Consider the following 24,323-nt stretch of genomic DNA (forward strand, 5'->3'; position numbering starts at 1 on the left):
GCATGATCTATATCAGCTATGGCATCACGAAATCAGCGAGCACCTTCCTCTACCAAATGACCGAAGAGGTCTTCAGGGCAGCCGGGCGGCCGGTCGTGCGGCTCGGCAAGCCGTTCCGGAAGGCGGATTCCGTCGAGAACTATTTCAATTTCATCGATCATGAGCTGCTGAGCCAGATCCAGGCCCAGATCGGCGACAGGGACATCGTCCTCAAGACGCATGGCCCGCCGCGCGGAAACGTGGCGCAGATGGTGGCCGCGGGCGAAGTCCTCGCAAGCGCCTCCATCCGGGACCCGCGCGAAATCGCCTTGTCGATGGTCGATCACGGCACCCGCTCGCGACGCTGGCGCAACAATGCGTTTTCGGAATTCGTCGATGTGGCGGATACGCTGAACTCGATCGATATCCAGCTCGGCTGCTTCCAGGACTGGGCTGATACCGGCGCGCTCAAGGTCTTCACCTACAACGCCATCTGCTACGACAGCCCGGCCGTGATCCGGGCCATCGCCGAGCAGATCGGCGCGACCATCGATGCTGTGGCCGTTCTCGGCAAGTTCCGCGACAAGGGCGTCATCGGCCAATTCAGCAAGGGCAAGGCGCTGCGTTATTCCGAGATGAGCGCCACCGACCAGACCGTGTTTCGCGAGCGTTATGCCGCGCTTTATGCCGTCTACGCCTTCGACACTGACGAGGCCCGCCGCGTCGCCGCGGAACAGGCGTCGCTCACGCTGCGCGCCTCAGGAGAGGTCGCGCAGTTCATCACCATGCTGCGGCGGCGCTTCGGCTTCTGAAGGGCGCTGGCCGAGCCGCATCGCCTCAGCCGAGAACGCGATCATAGACCGCCTTCACCCGCTCGGCATGCCGCGCCGGCGAGAAGAATTCGGCGCGCTTCCGCCCGCGTTTGACCAACTCCGCGCGCAGATCCGCATCGGCATCCAGGGTCCGGATCGCATCGCGGATCTCCTCGATATGGTAGGGGTTGACCAGCATGGCCGCGTCGCCAGCCACCTCGGGCAGGGAGCTGGTGTTGGAGGTGATCACCGGGGTCCCCAACATCATGGCTTCCAGGATCGGTAGCCCGAAGCCTTCATAGAGCGAGGGGAAGAGGACGCCCCGCGCGCCGCGGATCAGGGACAGCAGCGAGCCCAGTGGGACATAGGGCAAGCGCTGGACGCGCCGTTCCGGCCGGATATGCGAACCGTCGAACCGCCAGCTCAGCAGGCGCTCATCCTTGAGCATCTCGACATCCTGCTCGTAGAGCCAGCCGAGGCCGCCGACCAGGATGAGCGGCCGGGTCGACCCCGATGCGGCATAGGCCTCGACCAATCGCGAGATGTTCTTCTTGGGCTCAATGGCGCCCAGGAACAGGAAATACTCCTTGAACGCCAACCCGTAGCGATTGTCGACGTCGCGCGCTGCCTCCTCGTCCGAAACGGACAGGGCCGCCTCGCTCATCGAGACCGATTGCCAGGTATTGGTGATGCGATCGTCCGGTATCTTGAAGAATTCCTGGACGTCCTTGCGCGTGAACTCCGAGACCGTGACGATGTGATCGGCCTTTTCCGCAAGATGTTTGATCATGGAGTAGAAGTATTTCTTCTTGTCCAAAGTCGCGTAGGGCAGACGTAGCGGCACGATATCGTGGATCGTGTAGATATTCGCCGCGCCCTTGACGAAGGCCGGCGTCGGGCGCGTCACATGGAACAGGTCATGCCGCCCCTCGGACCGCACCGGCATGCGATGCCCGAAGCGGTTGAAATGCATGGAGGCGCGCTCCCAGAGCCGCACCGCGCCATAGGTCGGATGGCTTCGCTCCGTGGAGGCGCCGGAACCTCGGTCGACAACGATGCGCGGGGCCGGGAGGCGCTGGGCCTTGACGCCGCCGGGGACGCCGGTCGTCCAATCGATCGCGCGGGCGACCTGCTTCAGCGGATCGATGGCCTTCGGATCAACGGCATCGTTGAGGACGACTTCCGACAGAAGCGGATCCCGGCGGTTGACGCGCTGCTCGGTACCGATCAGCAGTTCCACATCGTAACCCAGGCCGGTCGCCGTGCTCGCGAGGTTGCGGGCATAGGTCGCGATGCCGGTGCCCTGCTTGAGCAGGGTCGCGTGGGCTTCGAGGAGGATATTCTTCGGCACCGGCTCAGGCCCCTTCTTTGACGGTCTCGTTTCAAGCGGTCGCCCGCAGAGTGATGCGGTCAGGCACGCTTCATCAAGCTCCGATCCGGACCGACCGACCGAGCGCCGATCGATGTCCGGCTCAGCCTTGCAGGATCTGTTTCAGCGACGCATCGCCGAGATTGCGGATTTCCCGGACAAGACTGTCGACGGCATCGTCGATCTGGCTGTCGGTATGGCTCGCATTGATGAAGAAGCGCAGGCGCGCCGCCTTCTCGGGCACGCCCGGCGGAACGATCGGAAAGGCGTTGATGCCCTGATCGAGCAGGCTCTGCGCCAACATGACGGTCGGCACGGTCTCGCCGATGACGACCGGCACGACGCCGAAACCCCAGCTTTCGCCGGTATCGAGCCCGGCATTCTGCGCCCGCGTGCGGAAACGCTGTGATTGCTGCTGGAGCCGCGCGATGCGATCCGGCTCGCGCGCCATCAGATCGAGCGCGACAGTGGCCGCTACCGCATTCGATGCGGGCATGCCGACGCTGTAGACGAAGCCGGGCGCCTGATGCTTCAGCAGATCGACCACGGCGGCGCAGCCGGCGACATAGCCGCCGCAACTGACGAGTGACTTCGACAGCGTCCCGAGCCAGAGGTCGACGCTATCCGGCGCGACGCCCTGATGCTCGAAAATGCCGCGCCCAGTGGCGCCGAGCACGCCCAGGCCATGGGCGTCGTCGATCATCAGCCAGGCGGAGAAATCCTGCTTGATCGCGACGAGGCGCGCCAGATCGGGGCCGTCGCCATCCATCGAGAACAGGCCTTCGCTGACGATCAGCACGCGCTCGAAACGATGCCGGTCCGCCGCCAGCATGGCTTCGAGCGCGTCGAGATCGTTATGCGGGAAGAACCGCCGCGTCGCGCCGGACAACTGGGCGCCGACCACGACGCAGTTATGGATCAGGGCGTCATGGAGGATGAGATCCTTCGGCCCGAGCAGCGTCGCGATCGAGGAGACCGCGCCGGCATGGCCGGAGACGAAGGCGATACAGTCCTCCGCCTCGTAATTGCGGGCCAGCGCCTGTTCGAGATCGCGATGGACGCGGCGCTCGCCGGCCGTGATCCGGCTGGCCGAGACCGAGGTCCCGAACGCCGCCACGGCCTCGCCCACGGCATCGGCGATCTCGCGGTGGCCGTTCAGGCCGAGATAGTCGTAGGAGGCGAAATTGACGACAGATTTGCCAGCGATCACCGAGGTCGCGCCGGCCTGGGCATCGTGCAGGCGGTAATAGGGATTCTGCAGTTTGGCGAAATCGGCAAAGCCCCTCTGGAACTTCATCTGCTGGTAAAGCGGATGATCCTCGAAGGCCATGCTGACGCGCGGTCGCGGCCGGGCGGTCCGCGCAGCCGAAGCCGTCGCGGTGAGCGGCGCCTGCTTCATCTGCATCAGCAGATCGGCGAGGGCGCCATCGGACAGGGGCTTGTTCTCGTCACTCATTCTGCGGCGCCGCGGCTGGGCCGGCGAACCATCTCCTCGATCTCACTCGCCTGTTCCGGGGAGATGTCCATCTTCGAATGGGCAGTGGCAAGCCGGATGATGGTCGCCTGCATGTTCTCCGACGAGGCGGACTCGGCCGCTTCCTCTCCCTCGGTTTGATCGAGCTGGTCGACGATCGTGCCGGCCAAGTCGAGCAGGCTGCGATCGCCGGTGCCGACTACGGCGATCTGGACGCCAATGGCGGCCTCCAGCGCCATGTGAAGCTCCAGCGCCATCAGCGAGTCGAGGCCGAGATCGGCGAGCGGACGCGAGAGATCGACCTTGCCCTCCGCCATGCGCAGGATTTCGGCAACCTCGCGGCGCAGCACACCGGTGACGATCCCGACGGCCTCCTCGCGACTCTTGCCGCGCAAGCTGGAGCCGAGATCCTCGGCATGCATCGTCCGCGCCTCGCCTCCGGGCTGGGCCAGTTCGAGGAAGGCCGCGCTCTTGAGCAGGACGAGCTTATCCGCTCCGGAGCCGGACGAGAGACCGGCATAGAACTGCACGGGATCGGCAGCGTTGCCGAGGCTGAGCAGCCGGCCGAGATGCGCCAGCGCCTCGAAGGCGCGCATCGGGACCACGCCCGTCGCCCGTCGCAGCCGCTGTCCAAGCTGCTTGTCGCGCGCGATCAGGCCGACATCGGAGATCGCACCCCAGCCAATGGCGAGGCCGGGCTTGCCCCGGCTCCGGCGGCCGCGCATGAAACCTTCGAGGAAACCATTGGCGGCGACATAGGCCCCCTGTCCCGGGCTGCCGATCAGCGTCGTCGCCGAGGAATAGGCGACGAAGACGTCGAGCGCGTGTTCTTCGGTAGCATCAGCCAGGTTGATGATGCCGTCCACCTTGGTCCGCAGCACGGCCCGCAGGCGCTCCGGCGACAGATTGGCGATCAGCCCGTCATCGAGATGCACCGCCGCATGGACGACACCCCTGAGCGGGCCATGTTTCCCGGCCAGGCGGCCGATCGTTTCCGCGACGGCGGCCTTGTCGCAGACATCGAGCGCCTCGACGACGACTTCGACGCCGCTCGCGCGCATCTCGGCAAGCTGGGGAGCGAGGTCGTCATCGACGGCGCCGCGGCGGGACAGAAGAGCGATCTGCGAAGCACCCTTCCGCGCAAGCCATTGCGCCGTCGCGAAGCCGAAGCCGGTGGTGCCGCCGACCACGACATAGAGACCGGGGCGGGCGGCATAGTTCAGCGAGGCCAGGTCGGTCCGCGCGGCACGGGGCGGGCGGATCACGATCTTGCCGACATGTTCGGAGGCCTGCATGGTCCGGAAAGCGGCCCCGACCTCATAGGCCTCGAAGCTGCGATATGTCAGCGGCCGCAAGCCCTGCTTGCCGAAAGCCTCGGACAGCTTCGCCATCATCTCGCGCACAAGAGCAGGGTCGGCAGCCAGCAATTCGTCGAGATCGACACCGCTATAGGCGATGTTGCGCAGGAACGGCCGCAGGGCGAGCTGCGTATTGTCGAGGAAGTCGCGCTTGCCGAGCTCGAGGAAGCGCCCGAAGGGCTTGAGCAGGCGGAAGCTCGCCAGCATCGCCGGCCCCGCCAGCGAATTGAGCACGACATCGACATTGCCGATCTGCCTGCGAATCTCGTCAGCGAAGCGCTCCCGGCGCGAATCGAAGACGGCATCGGCTCCGGCAGCCATGGCGATGGCGCGCCGCGCATCGCTGCTTGCCGTGCCCAGGACCTCAGCGCCGTGCAGCTTGGCGATCTGGATCGCGGCAAGTCCGACGCCTCCGGCCGCACCATGCACCAGCACCTTCTCGCCGGCGCGGACATGGCCGCGCTCGACCAGAGCATACCAGGCCGTGGAGAAGGCGACGGGGATCGTCGCAGCAGCCTCGAGGTCGAGGCCTTCGGGGACCGGGAAAAAATGCCAATCGGGGCAGATGATGTGGGAGGCGAAGGCGCCGGCGGCGAAGCCCATCACGGGATCGCCCGGCTGCAGGCGCGTCACGCCGGGCCCGACCCGGCTCACCCGCCCGGCGCATTCGAAGCCGAGCGCCGCGCGCGTCAATCCAGCGCCGAGCAGGTCGTCGTCGAGGAGACCAAGGCCGACCATGAGGTCGCGATAGTTCAGACCGGCGGCAACGACCTCGACCTCGATCTCACCTTCGCCCGGCTCATGGCGTGCTTGCCGCAGCCATTCGAAGCCGTCGAGGCCGACGCCGTCGGCAAAATGCAGGACGGCACGCTCGTCGGAGCCGAGTGGCCCATCGCGCTCCATGCCGCGCCGGACACGGCTAACCTCGATCCCGGAAGCGGTGATCCGCAATTCCCGCTCGGCGTTTTCTGCCTCGAGAATGTCGGCGAGCCCCGCCGCCGGCGAAGACGAGGCGATATCGACGAAGCGCAGGTCGATCTCGGGGAACTCGTTGATCGCCACCCGCATGAAGGCGTGGATACCGGCCTCCTCTCCCGCACGGATGTCGTCGCCGGCCGAGGCAGCCTCGGCCAACACCAGCATCCGGCAAGGACGCTGGGCGGCGGCCAGCAGCTTCAGGACGACGATGAGCGTGTCGATGCGCCCGGACAACCGGTCGAGCGATGTCGAATTCGCGGCTTCAGGCGCCACGACGACCGTCGCGCGCGCGCCTTCCGACAAAGCTTCGAGCCAGGCGGCAAGCTGCCCGCCCCCGTCATCCATGAAGAGCGGAGCCGCCATCAGGCCGTAGTGGCCGCGCGGATCGGCAGCCCCCTGCCCGGTTATGACGGCGACCGCGTTCGGAGCATGATGCGGCGCTTCGACCGAAGCGCCCCGCGCGCTGACCAAGGCCAGCGCCCCATCCTGACTCTGCTCCACTGCGGTGGCGCCGGCCTCCTCAAGCTGGCGGCACATGCCAGCCAGCCCACCATGAGGCAAACTGCCATGCCCCTGCCAGATGGCAGGCGTTGCCGCGCCGAGCAGGAATGAAAGGTGAAGGTCGTCGCCGGGCTGGGCGAGCAGGATCGGCGCGTCACCGGCCAGCAGCCCCAGGGCACCGCGGATCGCCAGCGCATTCGTCTCGTGGAACGGAGACAACGGCATGTCGAAGCCGATCATCGCATCGAAACGACTCGGGGCGGATTTCTCGATACCGTCAATCACGAGCATGTCGAAGACACTGCCCATTCCCGGCCCATGCCTCTGCTCGTCGGCCCTCTCGACATTCGCCACCGCGAAGGTCACCTGGATGCGCCCGGCCTGGACGGCCTCCGCCAGCGCCTCGGTCAACCCGCCATTCCAGCCGCCGGCGACGAGCACGCGCAAGGGCCGCGAGGCCGCCTCGGTCCAGCCGTCGAGTACCTGCTTCGCCACGTCGCGCATCGACGCGCAGATGCCGCGCAGATCCCACTGGTCATAAGCGAAACCGGCGGAGCGGGCGTCGATCTCGCCCCGCCGCAGAAAGGGGCCGGCTTGGACCAGTGCCTGTGCGGCCAGGCGCAATTCACGGTTTGCCGCCGGGAAACGCTGCTGGAGCGTGCCGAGCAGGGCCTGAGGCGACGGCATGGCGAATGTCGCGGAGAGCCGCGTGCCATCCTCCGTGCTGTCCAGACCGCCGGCCCTCGCGAGAATGTCCCTGGCCATGCCGAACAGCGGCTCGGCAACGGCTGCGACCTTGCCCTCGATGACGACACTTTCGAAACTATCGCCACGCTCCGATGAGAGCAGATCGCGGCTGAGGCTCCGCGCCAGGGAAATGGCGAAGGCCTTCAGTAGCAGCGACAGCTGCTGCGCCTCCTCGGACGGGCCGCCAGCTTCATCAAAAGCGGGAGCAGGCAAGGTGACCGGAGCGATTGCGAGACGGTCCTCGCGGAAGGTCCGCTCGATCATGAAAGGCTTGACGAGATGCACGGAGCGCAGGACCGCGGCCTCGATCGAGGCGACGCGTCCGCCATCCTCGTCCATCAACGCGACGGAAAGCGTCTTGAAGCGGTCGGTCTCGGTCTCGAGCTTCGTCACCGAATGGGCGACACCCACGCCCGGCTTCCAGACGCGGATATGCCGGAAGCGGATCGGAAGATGCGCCTTGCGCTCGCCGTCGCGCTGGGGGCGGGCCAGGAAGAGCCCGTGGAAGCTGGCATCCAGCGAGACCGGGTGCAGCACATGCCGGTCGTCGTAAGCGCCGGTTCCGCCCTCGGGAACCCGCAGACGGCTCTCGCCGACGGTCTCGTCCCGGAGCGTCGAGATCACCGCCCGGAAGCGCGGGCCGTAATCGAGCCCGGCACGCTCGGCCGCGGCATAGATTTCGGTCGTCTCGCTCAGGATCGGGTCATGGACCGTCGGGAGCGGCGGTAAGGACAGCGTTGCCGCATTCTGCAAGGGAGCGAGCGCGCCCCGCGCGTGCAGGATCCAGTCGCCGGTGGCGAAGCGGCGCCGACTCCAGATCTCAACGGTGCCGGTATGCTCGAAATAGCGGGTCGAAACCTCGCGGGTCTCGTCATCGCCGAAGGTCATCGCCTTGGTAATGTCGAATTCCGCGATCTCGAGCGGCACCTCTCCAAACAGTTCGCGGCCGGCGGCCAGCGCAAACTCGATCAGCGCTGCGGCCGGCATTACCACGCCACCATCGACGCGGTGATCGTCGAGATAGGGCAGCAGCACGGGATCGAGCAGATTGCGCCACTCCGCCGAGCCGTCCGAAACGCGCGGCCCGAGCAGCGGATGCAGCGGCAGGCTCGCGATCAGGCGGCCATGGACGCTGATCGCCTCGACCGTTTCGTCGAAGCGATATTCCTCCGGCTGGAAAGGGTACGGCGGCAGAGATTCGACCATCGTCGGGGCAGACCCGAAAACCGCCTCCCGGTCATGGGCGACACCGTTGACCACCAGGCGCACGACGACGCCGCGGATCGGGTCGCGGTCGGCAAGATCATTGGCCGCCAATGTCGGCAACACCGGATTCTGCGCCTCTCCTGCTCGCAGGATGTCCGAGATCGGCCCGACCAGGAGCGAGCGCGGCGCGATTTCGACAAAGGCCGCATCCGGCTGAGCAGCCAGTACGGCCGCAACCGCATCGGCGAAGCGGACGGGCCGGCGGATATTATGCCACCAATAATCCGCATCGAGTTCACCGGGGACCAGCAGCTGCCCCGTCACCGTCGAATAGAATGGCACGCGCGGGGCCTGGACAGCTATCGTGCCGAGATCGGCGACAAGCGCCTCCTGAATCTCGTCGAGCGCCCGCGAATGGAAGGGATAGTCGACATGCACCGGGACACCGGCGATGCGGCTCTTGCGCGCTAGGCGCGCCAGCGCCTCAAGCTGGCCGGCAGGGCCGGAGACGGTCGTCGAGGTCGCGCTGTTATAGGCTGCGATATCGACATCCTGCATGCCGGCTTCGGCGAGCAATTCCTCCACTTTCAGTGCGGGGCAGGCGAGGACCAGCATGCGCCCCTTGCCACGCACCGTTTCCTGATGATGACTGCGCTTGTGCATGATCCGCAGCGCATCGCGCCGGGAGATCAGGCCGGAACATTCCACCGCCGCGATTTCCCCGACGCTATGGCCGAGGCTGCCGACGGGACGAATGCCGTATTCGGTCAGAGCGACGGCGAGCGCGGACTGAACCGCGAAAATCAGAGGCTGTGCGATCGAGGTCTGTTCGAGCTCATCGTCCGAAACCCCGTCGCGCAAGCGATCGGCGATCGACCAGCCGGCAATCTCCGCATAGATGCGGTCGATATCGTCGATCTCCCGCCGGAAGGTGGCATTGGCGCGATAGGCTGCGCGCCCCATTCCCACGAATTGCGCGCCATTGCCGCTGAATACGAAGACCGCAGGCCGCTCGGCGCCATGGACCACGGCGGCAGTACTGTCCTTGCGGGAAGCGGAACCTTGCGCGAAGGCCCGCAGGCTTGCCGCCAGATCCGCTGCGGCGGGCGGTTTCTCCTGGATGGGAACGGCGAGCCGATGCGGCAGCAGCTCGCATTGATAGGCGAGCGCACTTGCAACGCGCGCGACAGACAGATCGCCCGAAACTGCCTCTGCAACCTGCAGCGCGCGCGCTTTCAGCGCATCGGCCGTGCTTGCCGAGACCAGCAGCACCTCGGCCGGACGGGAAGCCGCGCCATTCGCTCTGCCCTGCTCTTCGCCGCGCGCCGAGCGCAGGATCGCATGGCCATTGGTGCCGCCGAAGCCGTAATTGCAGACACTGGCGAAGAGATCGCGCCCATCGGACGGCAAGGCGAGGGGCTGGACGAGAGGCCGCAGATTGAGATCGTCGAAAGGAATCGCCGTGTTGGGCACTTCGGAAAACAGCGATCGGGGAACGAGACGCTGTTCCAGCGACAGGCTCGCCTTCAGCAAGCTCGCGAGCCCGGAGGCCGCCTCCAGGTGACCGAGATTAGACTTGATCGACCCGATCGGCAGTGGCGCCGCGCGATGCCGGCCGAGCGCCTCGCCGATGGCAGCCGCCTCGATGGGATCGCCGATCTTCGTTCCGGTCCCGTGCGCTTCCACAAAGGCCAGGGCCTCGGGATCGAACCCGGCATTCCGATAGATCGTCTCGATCAGATGCTGCTGGGTTTCCTGCGACGGCAGCGAGATGCCGTTGGTCCGGCCATCTGCATTCGTGCCGGCGGCGACGACGACGCTGCGAACCCGGCGGCCGGCTGCGATCGCCTCGGTCTCCCGCTGCAGCACCAGCACGACCGCTCCCTCGGAGCGCACATAACCGTCGGCGGCCTCGGAGAACGGCCGGCACAGCCCCGTCGCAGACAGCATGCGCGCCTGCGAAAAGCCGATGAAAGGCACGGGCGAGAGCAGCATGTTCACGCCACCGACGATGGCAAAATCGACTTCGCCGGCACGAAGCGCCGCCACGGCCTGCGCGAGCGCGATGAAGGAAGAGGAACAGGCCGCATCGACCGTGAAGCTCGGCCCCTTCAGGTCGAACACGTAGGATAGCCGGTTCGCCAGAATCGACAGGGCGTTGCCGGTCATGAAGTGGCTGCCGATGACGGCCGGATCGAAGGCGCCGGCACTCTGGTAGTCGGCGAGCGAGGCGCCGACATAGACGCCGACATTCCCGCCGGCCAGCGTCGAGGGCGGCAGGCCGGCATCCTCGAAAGCGCGCCAGGCAGCCGTCAGCAGCAGGCGCTGCTGCGGATCCATCTGCTGGGCTTCGCGCGGGGAGATGTTGAACGGCGTCGGGTCGAATCCGAACGCATCGTCGAGATAGCCGCCGGCGAAACTATAGGAGAATCCGGGAGCGGGATCGCCCGGCCGCAGGAAGCGCTCGACATTCCAGCGCCCGCGAGGCCGCCCGGAAACAACGTTGCGACCTTCCAGCAGCAGCTCCCACAGCGCTTCGAGGCTATTCGCACCGGGTAGAATGCAGCCAGCGCCGATAATGGCTGCCTCTGCGTCAATTGATTGCTTGTGAAACGGCATAGACTTCGACAATCCCAGTGATCTCACGCAATCATGGCCGATATGTTACGGCAAACTAGTCTCGCTCCCATCCTTGCTCGCTGATACGGGGCATTGCGGAAAAAAACAATCCAAACTCAGTCTAAAGCTGCTTCACCGTCTTCGATCCTTCGAATGAACGACGATAGCGCGGCGAAGTACTCGGTCCAGGTCAGGCTGGCATAGTCCGTAGAAGGCGCCAAACGACGCGGCCCGGCCGGCAGGAACGAGGCAATCGCCGCCTCCCAGCCGAGACCGTCGATGGGATCGACAAAAACCGTCTCGGGATGGCCGACTTCACGATGCGCCGGAATGTCGGAGGCGACGACCGGCGTACCAAGCGCCGCCGCCTCCACGACCGGCAAGCCGAACCCCTCGATGAAGGACGGCATCAGCAAGGCACGCGCGCCGCTGATCACCCGCTTCAGTGCGGGCGTGGAAAGGCCGTGGAGCGCATGGATATAGGTGCTCACATCGCCGGAACGCCGCAGACGATCGAGAATCAGATCGCCCTGCCAGCCCTTGGCGCCGGCGATCACGAGATGCGGCGTGGCCGCGCCAAGTCTGCGGTGCAGCCGCTTCCAGACCTCCAGCAGCAGGAGATGGTTCTTCCTGAGTTCGATCGCGCCGCAGACGACGAAATACGGAATCGCGGCGAGCGTCGGGTCGGGGTCGGGCGGCTCTCGAAAGATCGAGGGAACAGGCAGAGGCAGCGCCAGCGTCGGCAGCGTCCTCGCACCGCGGCGCTCGAGTTCAAGTTCGATCGCCAGCTGGGCCGTGCGGGTCGTGACGATCAACCCGGCGGCATAACGCGCCGTCTGATCGACCATCGCCGCGTGAGCCTTGACCGCACCGGGCGAGACATATTCCGGCATCTCCAGCGGGATGACGTCATGCAGCATGAAGAGCGGGCGCACGTCGGGGCGCTTGTTCAGCCAGCGCAGCAGGTACGGGACCGCCAGGCCGATCTGGCCGACATTGACGTAGACCGTCCCGGGTTTGAGGGTTTTCACGACGTCTTTACCGAATCCGATGCCCGTTGCCTTGAGCAGCGAGGTCATTCGGGTGGAGACGGCAAGACCGCCGTTCCGCGGAAGATGCCAGGACGACTTACCTGCCTGCATCGTCGGCGCGAGTGACATCCAGGCGCCGTCGGCCGCCGGCTGCCTGTTCTCGGCCCAAAGCTCCTCGAGCCGCGTCAGTCCGCGTAGAGCTCTCTCCCGCGGGAACGCGCGCGTGCCCCAAGCCGTGGGCAGGATAGCCCAGCAGTCATCGTTCGAATGCTCGAAAAAATGGCGTGCATAGGCGAGATCGACCCGATCGATCCCGCGAGGCGTCAGGGACAGTGGCCCCAAGAATAGCCGTGTTGCATCATAGGCGATCGGCACAACAAGACCCTGGCACAGTCAGCTGAAATCGGTTGCCGATCGTCACAATCTTTACACAGCACAACGAGCCGGAATGCCCAACAGTCGCATGGCATACGTTTCTCGCAACCGCAACACTTGAAACGCATTGCTAGCTCGGCAATAGCTAGCCAACCTCTTCCGCACCGAGCAGTCGACTTCATTGATACGCATCAACAACAGCCTCGTCGGCGCCATCGAGCGTAGGGCCTTGGCCTGGCTCGTCCGGCGGATGCCGCGGAGCGTCACCCCCGACAAGCTGACCGCCTTCGGCATCTTCGGCGCGGCACTCACGCTGGTGGGCTATGTCCTGACGGCCTGGTCGCCAAGCTTCCTGTGGCTGGCCTCGCTCGGCCTCGTCTTCCACTGGCTGGGCGATTCGCTCGACGGCAGCCTCGCACGCTTCAGAAAGATCGAGCGGCCCAAATACGGCTATTTCCTCGACCAGACCATCGATGTCGTCGGCAACCTGCTGATCTGCGCGGGCATGGGTCTGTCCGCCTATGTGCGCATGGACGTCGCCCTGCTGGCGCTCGCCGGCTATCATGCCTTGTCGATCTATTCGCTGGTCAAGGCCTGCGTTTCCGGCGAGCTCCACATCTCGCTGGTCGGCTGGGGGCCCACGGAGATGCGCCTGCTCATCATCCTGATGAACACGACGATCTTCTTCTTCGGCGCACCACCCTTCACAGTCGTCGGCCTGACCATGACCTGGTGCGACGTCACCATCCTGCTCATGGCAGCCGGTCTGTTCACGACCTTCGTCTGCCTGCTCGCGAGCTATGCGGCCCAGCTTGCGCGCGAGGAAGCCGCCAGCCGCAAATAGGGCCAAAGCGGCCGGGAGATGCCGTTTTCGCCGCCCCTTAGCCGTAATAGGCGATGTATTTCCGGAAATAATCTTCCCAGGTCAGCCATTCGCCGCGCACGAGATATTTGCGCCTGGCATCCGCCCAGCCGATCCCCAGGGCGGCCGCCACCTTCGGATGGATCGGCACCTGCAGCCGGCGCAGCGAATTGAGCGATCCCGGCAGCCAGAAATTCAGCGACAGCCCCAGTTCCTTCGTGACCTGCCTGACCAGCATCTTCATGATCCGGCCATTGGGATGGGCCGTCGTGTAGAAGGTCTGCTTCGTCCTGAAATTATCGAGGATATAGGCGCCGATTCCCGCGGGGAATTTCCGATCCATCTCCTCGAGCCTTGTCTGCTCGAACTGATGCAGGCGCTTGAAATCGATCAGCCGCTCGATCGCCAGCGATTCATAGGTCCGGAAGCGGAGTTCGGGGTCGGGAATCTGGCGCCGCAGCCGCCCGAGCAGCCCGTCGAAATAGGTGAACTCGAAATTGGGGAGGTCGCGGTTGCGGGCGAGCCTGTCGTCCGGCCCGTTGAAGGCGTCGAAAGGCCAGGGCGAGGCGAAGCGCACGCAAGGGTAGCGCAGCGTCGGCAGGTCGCTCGGCACATCGGCGCGCAATGGATATTGCTCCCATTCCCGGATGTCCTGGATCAGGAGGAGGTCGCATTCCTGCAGGTCGCGCCGGCCCTGCTCGTGCAGGTTCACCGGCAATTCCATGTAGTGATGCTTGACCGAGAAATGGCGCGTGAAGCCGGAATGATAGCGCAGCGCCTCGGCCAGGAGATTGCCCTGGCAATTGCCGAAGATGACGATCTGCTTCTTCCGGCTCCCGGAGGAAGCGGTCCCCCCGGACGACGCCGGCGACGCCACGGCCGGGGCATCGGCCGAGACGCGACGCAGATCGAGTGAGCGCAACAACAGGCTCGCATTGCGGAAATGGCGCAGGCGGATATCGATCGTGCGCGGCACGCCGGCATCGAGCCCGATATCCTGAGGCACGGTGAATTCGAACGAAACACGGCCTGTTTCCAGCTCGCTCGCCAGGAAGCGGCCCTTTCCGAGCAAAATGCCGTCCCGGGTTTCGACCTCGACCGCCAGAGCAGCCTCCGACGGACGCCGGGCTCGCTTCAGTTCGCAACCGATCTCGGCGCGATAGAGCCCGGCCGGTAGCCGCAGGATCGCCGAACTGCGCCACAGTTTCAGGGGCGTGATGGAAAGCGGCGACAGACGAACCGCGCCGGGCAACGGCAAGGTCCGCAGCCGGCCGAGCAGGCGCCAGGGCTCGAGCTCGGCCGCAACGTTGTCGAGCCCCGTCGCTGCCGGTTCTCTATGCAACGTCACCGCGACCATGGTCAGCAGGGCGTTGCCGAAATGCGTGAAGCGGAACTCGAAGGGAACATCGGCACCGCCTTCGATACCCAGCTCACGCGGCACATCGAAGGCCAGGCTCTGCTCGCCACCGCGCAGCTCCGCCGCGCTGTAGTCGCGCCAGGCGCGCAGGATGCGGTTCTGCGCGACGATTTCGAGTCCCATGACCGGGTGGGCGCCCTGAAGGGGCATGCGCACCCGGCAATGGAAGGACAGGCGATAGCGCCCCTCCGGCAAACGCAGGAAGGGGCCGTAGAGAAAGGCCTGGGCCGGGACCAGCAGGACGACGGAGACCGAGCCGTCCGCCCAGCGTCTTGCCGGCTCGCGCACCTCCATGACGGGCAGCAGCGAGCGGGAAGCGCCGTCATCCGGTTTCGGCATCGGTTCCAGCGGCGTCCCCGCTTGAGCTAGCGTATCCATCCTCGGTTCCAGCGAGTCGCTTTCGGCTTTCATGCGTCCATGACGAAGCTGATCGGCGCATGCTCTAGCATCACTCGCGCGAACATGCAGCCGGCACCTTCGCACCGATGCAGGTTGATCTCGCCGGAAGTGCACTCCATAGAAGGCAACACGCTTTCTCGACCTCATCCCGGCACGGAAGAGCAAGCGACAGTTGCAATATACTCCCGGCCACTGGCGATGCTTGTTCCGTAGATCGATTGCGATGAGCCATTTTTCGTCACTGGCCGAGGTTCTGCAGCACCAGGCCATGTCTCGGCCGGATATCGCCGCCGTGACCGTCTATTCCGATCGCCCCGGCGAACGGCCGAGCCTGACCTTCGCCGCGCTTCACGCACAGGCCGCGGATCTCGCGCGCCAGCTCGCGGCCGAAACCGCACCGGGCGATCGCGCGCTGCTGATCTTCCCCTCCAGCGTCGAATTCGTCGTCGCCTATTTCGCCTGCCTGATGGCGGGCGTGGTCGCGGTGCCGATGATGCAGCCGCGCCGCAACGCAAATCACGACGCCAGCGCGGCGATCATCGCCGATTGCACGCCGCGCCTGGCACTGAGCCCGGCTTCCGATCCCGATCCGCGCGGCCTGCTGCGCGAGCGCCTGGCCGCGCATGGCATCCGCCACCTCCCGGTCGCGCTGGCGCCGGAGCCTGCGCCCCTCGACGCCTTCCGACCCAATGCCGACGGCCTCGCTTTCCTGCAATACACCTCCGGCTCGACCTCATCGCCCAAGGGCGTGATGGTGAGCCACCGCAACCTGATCGACAATCTCGCGATGATGCGGGAGCGGCTGGGGAACCACGCGGATTCGGCGCATGTGAGCTGGATTCCGCTCTACCATGATCTCGGCCTGATCATGAACCTGCTGCAGCCGATCTATCTTGGCGCGCCCTGCGTCCTGCTGACGCCGTCAGGGTTCATGCATCGCCCGCTGAACTGGCTTCGCGCCATCCACGAGCATCGCGCCGAGGTTGGCGCCGCCCCGAACTTCGCCTTCGATCTCTGCGTCGACCGCTTCCGACCGGAACAGATGGAAGGCATCGATCTCAGCAGCTGGAAGATCGCCCTCAACGGCGCCGAACCGGTGCGGGCCGCAACGCTGGAACGTTTCGCCGAGACCTTCGCCCCCTACGGCTTCGCACCCGAAGCGATGCGCCCCGCCTATGGGCTGGCCGAGGCAACGCTGCTCGTGACCGCCGCCAAGCGGGGCTCTCTGCCCCGCACGCTCGACGTCAGCGCGAAGGCGCTCAAGGCCGCCCGCATCGCGCCGCCCGAGGACGCCGCCGATCGGCATGTCAGCGCCAGTTGCGGCTCACCCATGACCGGGCTGACGATCGCCATCGCCGATCCGCAGACGCGGCGCCCGCTGCCGCAAGGGGCGATCGGCGAGATCTGGATACAGGCCTCCAGCGTCGCCGGCGGCTACTGGCAACGCCCCGAGGAGAGCGAACAGACCTTTCGGGCCAGGCTGGAGACAGATGCCCCTGGCTCCGGCGGCTCCTGGCTGCGAACCGGCGATCTCGGGCATCTCGACGAAGCCGGTGAGCTCCATGTCGTCGGCCGCATCAAGGACGTGATGATCATCCGCGGCGTCAATCACTACCCGCAGGATATCGAAGCGACGGTCGCAGCCAGCCATCCCTCGCTGCGACGCGACCATGGCGCAGCCTTCACGATCATCGACGAGCATGACATCGAGCGCATCATCGTCGTCCAGGAAGTCGAGCGCACGCAGCGCCGTGACATCGCCGAGGCCGAAGTCGTCGCGGCCGTGCAGGCGGCGGTGGTCAACAATCACGATGTCGCCCTGCACAAGGTCATGCTGATCCGGACGGGCTCCCTGCCGAAGACGACCAGCGGAAAGGTCCAGCGCAGCCTGACCAGGCTCCGGTGGCTGGAGGGAACGCTCGAGCCCTGGACCCCGTCGGGAGATGCCGAGGAACGCAGCGCGGCCTCCGCTTGACGGAAGTCCGCCAGCGCGGCAAGCGAAAGCCCCGCGCCCAACCCGACGGATCATCATGCCGCCCGCTTCCGAGATCGAACGCTTCTGCCGATCCAGTCTGGCCGCGATGCTCGACATCGACGAGGCCGGGATCGTGCCGGCAACGACGTTCGCCGGCCTCGGCCTCGACTCGGCTGCCGCCGTCCATTTCGTCCTGGAAGTCGAGCAGGAATACCGGGTCGAGCTCTATCCCGGCGTCACCCAGGACTACCCGACCGTCGCCCAGTTCGTGGACTATCTCGGCACCTTGAAACCACTCTAAGCTACGGGCGTTTCAATCGAATTTTTGCAGGACAATCCTGCATCAACTGCCCTTTTCTGCGTGATCCGACCTCGACGGCACCGATGATCGGCGGTAGGTAGGCCCGGCCGACGGACCGATGCGGCAGGACGCTCCACCGGATGGACCAGCGCTGATGGCACATGCTTCAAACACGGCAGGCAGCCAGCACATGGGCAATGCCGAGGACATCATCCCGCGCGATATCCGCTTCGGCATCCTGGAGAACGCCCAGCGTCACTGGCTGGAAGACGACATCATCAAGACCGTGCTGATCGACGGGCTGTCGATCTTCCTGCCCGAGGGCGAGCGCTTCTTCATTCGCTCGCTGAAGCATTACGGCCCCAAGCTGCAGGACAAGGAGCTCGCCGCCGAGATCAACGGCTATTCCGTGCAGGAGGCCTATCACACGCGCGAGCACGAGGAATACAATCGCGCGATGATGAAGCTCGGCTACGATGTCGAGAAGATGGAGAAGCCGATCCGGCAGGGCTTCGAGATCGTCAAGAATCCGCTGCACCGGCTCTCGATTACCTGCGCGATCGAGCACATGACGGCGACCCTGTCGACGCTGACGCTGCGCCACCCGGAACTGATGGAGAAGGCCGCACCGGCCTATCGCCGGCTGTGGATGTGGCATGCGCTCGAAGAGCTGGAGCACAAGGCCGTCGCGCTCGACGTGCTCAAGGCGGCAACGCCGGGGATGTCGAGCTGGAAGCGCTATTTCGTCCGCGTCTTGGGCATGAACGGCACGTTGTTCCCCTTCCTCGCGCTCTTCCTGCGCAACGTGCCGATCTATGCGAAGAACGATGGGGTCAAGACGGGCCTGCGCTTCTGGCTGCGCTTCTTCTGGGTGACCATGGTCTATCCCGGCTATTGGCGGCGCTGCCTGCCGAACACGCTGCGCTACTACCTGCCGGGCTTCGACCCCCGCAACAGCGACGACCAGGAGCTGATGCGCAAGGGGCGCGACTGGCTGGCGGCCAATCTGCCGCCGCCCGCCACGGCTGCCCCCAAGCCCGGCGTCTGAGGCGCAGCACGGTGGCAAGCCAAGCCTTCTCCCGCCTGCTGGAGGCCATCGACAGAGGCGCCTTTCCGCGAACCCGGAAATGGCTCTGGCGCGGCCTCTACAACATCCTGTCGCGGCGCTGGCACGACGATGACTGGCGCTTCATGAATTACGGCTTCCTGCCGCCGGGAGCAGCCTTTCCGCTTGAGCCAGGCGACGAAGCCGACCGCCCTTTCATCGGTCTCTATGCCCAGGCCGTCGCGGGCCTGCCAATGGAAGGCGCGCGGGTTCTTGAGATCGGCTCGGGCCGCGGCGGCGGCGCGCGCTATATCGCCCGCTATCACGGCTCCGCCGCTGTCACCGGGCTGGATTATTCGCCGGCAACGGTGCGGCTGGCGCGCCGCCTCAACCAGGACACGGCAAGCCTGACCTTCGAGATCGGGGATGCGGAGAAGCTGCCGCTCGCCGATGGCTCGGTCGATATCGTCGTCAATATCGAATCCTCGCATTGCTATGGCGATGTGCCGGCCTTTGCACGCGAGGTCGCGCGTGTGCTCGCTCCCGGCGGCTGGTTCACCTTCGCCGACATGCGCGGCAAGAGCGCGCTTCCCCTGCTGCGCCAGCAGCTGGCGGTTCCCGGCCTCACGCTGCACACCGAGACCGATCTGTCGCAAGGCGTCATCGCCGCGCTTGACGCGGCCGAGCAGCGCAAGCGGGCGCGCATCTCCAGGATCCGCTTCATGCGCGGCTTCATCAGCGAATTCGCCGGCGCGAAAGGGTCGGTGCTTTATCGCGAGCTGAGCGAGGGGGGCGTCGTCTATCTCGCCCAGCGCTACCAGAAGAACGGCCGCGCCTGAACGCAGGCCTTCAGCCGTGATGCTTCACGGACGCTCCGGAGCACGCGACTCGGGCGCACCCGGCTCATTCCCGCTCGGCTCGAAGCTTTTCAGCGTGTTGTCGTAGCGCGGATGCAACGTACCCATCCAGCGATCCCAGAGCGAGAAGGTATGGCCGTAATTGAACCTGAACGTGCCGTGATGCTGGTCGTGGAACACCGTGCTGGCGAGCGGCCAGGGCGAACGGCCGGCCGGTGAGGCGAAATGCTCGAAGCCGGCATGGCCGAGCATCCCGCTGATCTGATCGTAGAGCTTCTGCAGCACGAGCATCTGCCACGGGACCGGCAGGACGAAGACGATGATCGCGTAATAAGCCTGATTGAGAAGCGCCTCGACGACGCTCTCGTGATGGTTGCTCCAGACCGTCGGTGCCACGCTCTTATGGTGAAGCGCGTGGAAGCGATAGAAGACGCGGCTGTGAAGCAGGCGGTGCACCCAGTAGAACCAGGCATCGTAGAGCACGACCGAGATCATCAGCATCAACGGTCCGGACCACCAGGAGAGCTCCAGCGGCACCAGAGACCAGCCCTGCTGCTGCGCGAACAGCCCGAAGGCGAAGCAGACCGAGAGCGTGAGGATCGAGATCGGCGCCTGCCGCAATTCCTTCCATTTACGCCGGTTGACCCGGTCCTTCTGGATGCGGCGCTCGGGATGGCGGGCATTCATGATCTCGAAGAACAGCCCAGTCAGCAGCATGACCGCAACGACTGCCCCGACCACGAGGCCGAGAAGGCGAAGAAAATCGAGCAGCAGCGCCACCATCAAACCCTATTCCGATCACCAGCCGCAGCACCACGACGTCCACACTTGACGAACCTGCCCGCGTTGCAGCGCCGCCGGTCGAGGACCGCGCCTATGCAGCACCATCCAGGTAAAGCAGGCGATCCTCGCGATTGGTCGGATCGAGCAGCTCCTGGTCCGAAACCGGAGCAACCTGCGCATAATAGTCGAGGCTCCTCAGCACGGGGTAGGAGGCCCGCAGCCGGACGAGCAGCGCCTGGGGATCACGACACCGCCCCGGATTGAACTCAAGCACGATCCGCGGCCGCCAACGCTCGATGACCTGGCTCAATCCGATGATGATGTCCTCCTCCGCTCCCTCCGCGTCGATCTTGAGGAAATCGACGCGGGGAAAGGCGCGGAGGAGCGAGTCGAGGCTATGGATAGGGACCGCGACCGCTTCCGCCTCGTCGTTCGGCAAGGCCTTGCTGACCAGCGTCGCATTCTTCGGCTCTCCCGCCGGGACCATGAGACGTCCCTCGCCCTCCCCCGAACCCGCCGCGGCCGCCACAATGGTGCTGCGGCCGGCAAAGCCGTTGAGCTCGAGGGTCCGCTTCAGCGTGTCGGCAACGGGGGGGTTGGGCTCGACAGCCAGCAAGCGGCCATCGGGGCCGACGAGATCGGCCAGCAGCAACGCATAATAACCGAAGTTGGCACCGATATCGGCGACATGCATGCCGGGCGCGACGAGGCGGGCAATGAATTGCGTCAGCCACATCTCCCAATAGCCGTCGAGCATGACATGCGCACCGAAGCCCCGATCCCGCGTGTCGAGGAACATCTTGTAGCGCCCCAGAACGCGGGCGAGGACCGCATGCTCGCCAAGATAGACGGTCTGGCTGGCCGCCCGGCAAATACACTCGGCGCGGTAGCGATCCGGCCCGCGCAACTCGTCCAGCGACAGGAGGCTTCCGGGTTGGATCGGCAATGGTGCCGGGATGTGCTTGTTCTTCATAAACCTGCCTACTCCGGCCAGATATCCCGGCACATGAAGGGCTTCGACGGGTGGCCCCATCAGATCATTTTCTTCATGTGGGCGGACCCCGCTTCGCTCGACGGCGCCCCGGAATCCACCAGGGACCATCGGATGATCCGACGCCGACGTCTGGTGCTAATCCAAGGTGCCAAAGGACGCAAACCTTCCGGGGCACGACGAAGAGCGATACGGCAGCCGCGCAAAGGCGCAAGCCCTGCCGATAAGGTCAAATTGCTTCCATGGCTCGTAACAGCCTCTGGAGCCGGAACGGTGGCTTCGCGGGCCAGAACGCCTTGGCAGCCAGATGGGCGAGGACCGTCGAATCCTTGCCTATCGAATAGAGCATGACCGGGTTCCGAAACAGGGCGGCCGTCTCCCGCAGCAGGAAGACCGCCTCCTCCTCGAGCCTCTGGAGCTGGTTCACGTTCCGCTTCTTCGTCCAAACACCGCGCTGTCTTCGACGAGCGTCGTGCAGTGGCGACGCTCGTATGTTTCGCCTCGTCTCGCCTATGAGAACCTGGCGGCGACGCTGGTGCCCTGCACGATGGGCGAGGTCAGGCTCTGGAAGATGGAGAAGGCCTTCTGCACATCGGTCAGAGGCGCGTTCGAGACGTAGAGGATATCGCCCCGCTGCATCCGCAACCCCTGCGCCACGAAGAGCCCGTTGGGATCCCGCAGATTCACGCGATAGACGACCGGAATCAGGCGGCGGCCCTGGCCGAGAAGCGGACTATCCGGCTTGATCCGCCGCAGCGTCTCCGCGGTTTCGAACCGGTACAGGAACACGCCCTGCGGGTCCGCCCGGAAGTCGAGCAGACCGCCTGCCTTCGCGATTGCCTGCGCCAGGTTCATGGCGTCGGCGTTGAAAGGAATCTCGGTATTCTGACCGGTGGCACCGGCCGCGATGAAAGTCTGCGGGTTGCGCACCAGCGTCAACGTATCGCCGCCGCGCAGGTAGATGTTCTCCCGCGGGTTGTTGACGATCGTGATCATCGGCACCGCGAGTGTGCGCGAGCCGCGCGTCAACCGGACTTCCGTCTCGTTGACGGGCGCGCGGATACCACCGGCGGCAGCGATCACCTCGAGGACACGGTCGCCCTTGTTGGACAGAGGAATGCGGCCGCCCGATGCCACCTCGCCAGTGACGGCGACCGAGCTGCTGATCGCCCGGCTCAGCGTCACCAGAACCTGCGGCTGGATCGCCTTGCCGGCAAGCCGTTCCTGGATCGCGGCCTCAACCTGAGCGCTGGTCTTGCCGGCCACGTTGACGCGCCCGGCATAGGGCACGGAAATCGTGCCGTCACGGGCGACGGCCTGTTCGGGAATCGTCGCCGTACGCGATCCCGGCGTGAAGCGATCTGTCGTCAGCGGCGCGGAGAAGAGGCCACCGGCGCCGGCTTCCCAAATCGTCACCGCGAGAAAGTCGCCGATTCCAATCCGGGTCTCGGTCGCTCCGCTCCGGTCGCCAAAGCTTCCGCTAAAACTTTGATCCGAGCGGCCATTGATCGCGACCAGCGAAGTCGGCGCCAGATCGACCAGCTCGAAGCCGAGATTTACATCCTCGCCCTGCCGGGAGACGATATCGGCGGTGGACGGACCACTGGCGGGCAAATTAGAACAGCCCGCCAGCACCATGGCGGACAAAATCGCGACTATCCCAACCCGCACCGATCCCATCTCCTACACTCCCCGCCGACTACCATTGATCGCCCGATTTGAAAACCAAGCTGGGGCGACGGGGGGCCATTCGCCGAGGAGTGTGGTCTCATCGCATCGCCGACCGGTTACGACGGCCGCGGCTTCGGTAAACATGATTACTAAAATGCCAAGGAACCGGCCGAGAGCCGGCCGCCCGCATCGGACGCAGTGTCCATACCGACGAATGCCGGATGCCTGCAGAAAGCCAGACGTCGCGCCCAGCCGCCCCCCGATGCGGCAACCCGCAGCCTATTTCATCTTGATCGCGTGCTCGCGAACACCGGCGAAGAGCAGCCAGCCCACGAAGAACAGGAGCAAGCTCCCGGCGAAGGTCAACAACACGCCTCGCAACCGACGCGGCCGCTCGGCGAAGTCGGCGACATGGGGTTCCACCACACGCTCGAGATAGAGCTGCTGGCGACGCGCCTCGTTTCGGGCGACTTCGAGGCTGCTCATGGCGGAAGCGAGCGCCTTGACCGCAAATTCACGCTGAAGGTTGAGCCTTTCATAGCCGGCGACCTTCTCCGCCAAGCCGTCCGAAGCATTCGACACGCGCCGGCGCTCCAGCGTGATCTGCCCTTCGAGAGCTCCTATCCGGCGTTGCAGGCCGGAAATCTGAGGAGAATTCGGGGACGAAGCCTCGATTTCCCGGAGTTGCGCCGTCACGGCGGCGAGTTCGCTCGACAGGCGGCCGATGAGCTCGGCAATGAAGAGCGAATTTTGCGACGGGTCGAACATCAACTCGCGATTCCGGAATTCCGTAATCGCGATCTGAGTCTCGACCAGTCGTTCCTCGCCCCGCTTGACCTCCGTTTCCGCGAAGCGGATGGCATCGGCGCGAATCCGTTCGTTCATCCGATTGACCACCGCTTCGCCCAAGCCGAGCAACGTCCGGTTGATCTCTACAGAATCTTCAGGGCGGAACGCCTCCACGCTCAGGGTCGTCAGACCGGTCGTCGCACCATGGACGACGGTGACGCGCGACTTGTAGTATTGGAACAGTTCTTCCTCGCTGGGCCCGCGAATCAGATTGGGATATCGCGCGACAAAATCCGCGCCCGGGCGGTTGAACATCTCTCGCAACGGCAAGCGCTGCGAGAGCGCAGTCACCGCATCACGCGACAGAAGATATTCCTGCACGGAATAGCTGTCGTCCTGTGACCGGGTGATGCCAACGATCTGCAAGAGCCCACCGAGCCCGCCGGACAACGGCGCCTTGGCCGAGCGAACCACGAATGTGGATTCGGAAACGAACCGATCCGTGGCGATCAGGCCGAAATAAAGCGCCGAGACCAGCGTCGGCAACGCGACAAGCAGCAGAAACGCGGCATGGCTCCAGCTGAGACGGATGGTGCGGCGGGGCCGCGACGCGGCATCCGGCACCGTCCCCACGTCGTCGGCCGTTCCGGGCAGCGGCAGGCGAAAGTGTTTGGCCGCGAGAGGCCGCGCCACATGAACGACCGGGCGCAACCGGCGAGAGATCTTCTCGAAGCGCTGCCTCATGCCGGTACCATATCATCCTGGCCGGTTCTCGAAGATGAAC

The 24,323-nt window shown here is 65.3% G+C and carries 15 protein-coding genes and 1 pseudogene; 6 read left to right on the forward strand and 10 right to left on the reverse strand.

All coding sequences use genetic code 11. The features are described 5' to 3' along the window. The first annotated feature begins 2 nt into the window (after positions 1-2). Complete coding sequence (locus tag AC1RLU_RS13520) at positions 3-791, forward strand: hypothetical protein (protein WP_492796136.1); 789 nt, start codon at positions 3-5, stop codon at positions 789-791. Between the two features lie 25 nt (positions 792-816). Here the strand turns inward: AC1RLU_RS13520 and AC1RLU_RS13525 are convergent, their stop codons facing one another. From AC1RLU_RS13525 to AC1RLU_RS13540, 4 genes are all read right to left on the reverse strand, one after another. After that, positions 817-2,142, reverse strand: coding sequence for a glycosyltransferase family 4 protein (locus AC1RLU_RS13525; RefSeq protein WP_492796138.1), 1,326 nt, complete (start codon positions 2,140-2,142; stop codon positions 817-819). 121 nt (positions 2,143-2,263) lie between these two features. Next, positions 2,264-3,616: an aminotransferase class I/II-fold pyridoxal phosphate-dependent enzyme gene (locus tag AC1RLU_RS13530; protein WP_492796140.1), complete on the reverse strand. Its 1,353-nt coding sequence runs from the start codon at positions 3,614-3,616 to the stop codon at positions 2,264-2,266. After that, the gene (locus AC1RLU_RS13535; RefSeq protein ID WP_492796141.1) at positions 3,613-11,043 is read right to left on the reverse strand and encodes an SDR family NAD(P)-dependent oxidoreductase; all 7,431 of its coding nucleotides are present in this window, start codon (positions 11,041-11,043) and stop codon (positions 3,613-3,615) included. Before AC1RLU_RS13535 ends, AC1RLU_RS13530 begins: the two co-directional genes overlap by 4 nt. Before the next feature lie 116 nt (positions 11,044-11,159). Beyond that, positions 11,160-12,449: a glycosyltransferase family 4 protein gene (locus tag AC1RLU_RS13540; protein ID WP_492796143.1), complete on the reverse strand. Its 1,290-nt coding sequence runs from the start codon at positions 12,447-12,449 to the stop codon at positions 11,160-11,162. A 181-nt stretch (positions 12,450-12,630) separates the two neighbouring features. Here AC1RLU_RS13540 and AC1RLU_RS13545 point away from each other — a divergent pair, with 181 nt between their 5' ends. Next, positions 12,631-13,293 (forward strand): CDP-alcohol phosphatidyltransferase family protein, encoded by a 663-nt coding sequence (locus AC1RLU_RS13545; RefSeq protein WP_492796144.1) that lies wholly within the window; start codon positions 12,631-12,633, stop codon positions 13,291-13,293. A 37-nt stretch (positions 13,294-13,330) separates the two neighbouring features. Here AC1RLU_RS13545 and AC1RLU_RS13550 read toward each other — a convergent pair whose 3' ends face one another. After that, positions 13,331-15,106 carry a WcbI family polysaccharide biosynthesis putative acetyltransferase gene (locus AC1RLU_RS13550; protein ID WP_492796145.1) on the reverse strand — a complete coding sequence of 592 codons (1,776 nt, stop codon included), beginning with the start codon at positions 15,104-15,106 and terminating at the stop codon, positions 13,331-13,333. Positions 15,107-15,350: 244 nt separating this feature from the next. Between AC1RLU_RS13550 and AC1RLU_RS13555 the strand changes: the two genes are divergently transcribed. The 4 genes from AC1RLU_RS13555 to AC1RLU_RS13570 all read left to right on the forward strand — a co-directional run bounded on the left by AC1RLU_RS13555 (position 15,351) and on the right by AC1RLU_RS13570 (position 19,287). Further along, positions 15,351-17,102, forward strand: coding sequence for a fatty acyl-AMP ligase (locus tag AC1RLU_RS13555; RefSeq protein WP_492796147.1), 1,752 nt, complete (start codon positions 15,351-15,353; stop codon positions 17,100-17,102). A gap of 55 nt (positions 17,103-17,157) precedes the next feature. After that, positions 17,158-17,403, forward strand: a complete 246-nt coding sequence (locus AC1RLU_RS13560) for an acyl carrier protein (protein WP_170843427.1) — start codon at positions 17,158-17,160, stop codon at positions 17,401-17,403. A gap of 154 nt (positions 17,404-17,557) precedes the next feature. Continuing rightward, positions 17,558-18,451 (forward strand): metal-dependent hydrolase, encoded by an 894-nt coding sequence (locus AC1RLU_RS13565; protein ID WP_492796149.1) that lies wholly within the window; start codon positions 17,558-17,560, stop codon positions 18,449-18,451. Between the two features lie 11 nt (positions 18,452-18,462). Continuing rightward, positions 18,463-19,287, forward strand: a complete 825-nt coding sequence (locus AC1RLU_RS13570; RefSeq protein WP_492796151.1) for a class I SAM-dependent methyltransferase — start codon at positions 18,463-18,465, stop codon at positions 19,285-19,287. A 24-nt stretch (positions 19,288-19,311) separates the two neighbouring features. On the opposite strand, the gene AC1RLU_RS13575 is transcribed toward AC1RLU_RS13570, so the two are convergent. The 5 genes and pseudogenes from AC1RLU_RS13575 to AC1RLU_RS13595 form a co-directional block, all read right to left on the reverse strand. Continuing rightward, a complete protein-coding gene (locus AC1RLU_RS13575) occupies positions 19,312-20,088 on the reverse strand; it encodes a sterol desaturase family protein (RefSeq protein ID WP_492796153.1) in 777 nt (258 codons plus the stop codon). A gap of 91 nt (positions 20,089-20,179) precedes the next feature. Then, a complete protein-coding gene (locus AC1RLU_RS13580; RefSeq protein ID WP_492796154.1) occupies positions 20,180-21,061 on the reverse strand; it encodes an FkbM family methyltransferase in 882 nt (293 codons plus the stop codon). Between the two features lie 286 nt (positions 21,062-21,347). Further along, positions 21,348-21,557, reverse strand: a pseudogene (locus AC1RLU_RS13585) (phosphoadenosine phosphosulfate reductase domain-containing protein); the annotation flags it as partial. A 32-nt stretch (positions 21,558-21,589) separates the two neighbouring features. Further along, positions 21,590-22,759, reverse strand: coding sequence for a polysaccharide biosynthesis/export family protein (locus tag AC1RLU_RS13590; RefSeq protein ID WP_492796156.1), 1,170 nt, complete (start codon positions 22,757-22,759; stop codon positions 21,590-21,592). A 270-nt stretch (positions 22,760-23,029) separates the two neighbouring features. Beyond that, a complete protein-coding gene (locus AC1RLU_RS13595; protein WP_492796157.1) occupies positions 23,030-24,283 on the reverse strand; it encodes a KpsE/RkpR family capsule polysaccharide export protein in 1,254 nt (417 codons plus the stop codon). Positions 24,284-24,323 lie beyond the last annotated feature (40 nt).

The sequence above is a fragment of the Allobosea sp. GW822-FHT05A11 genome (assembly GCF_058800455.1).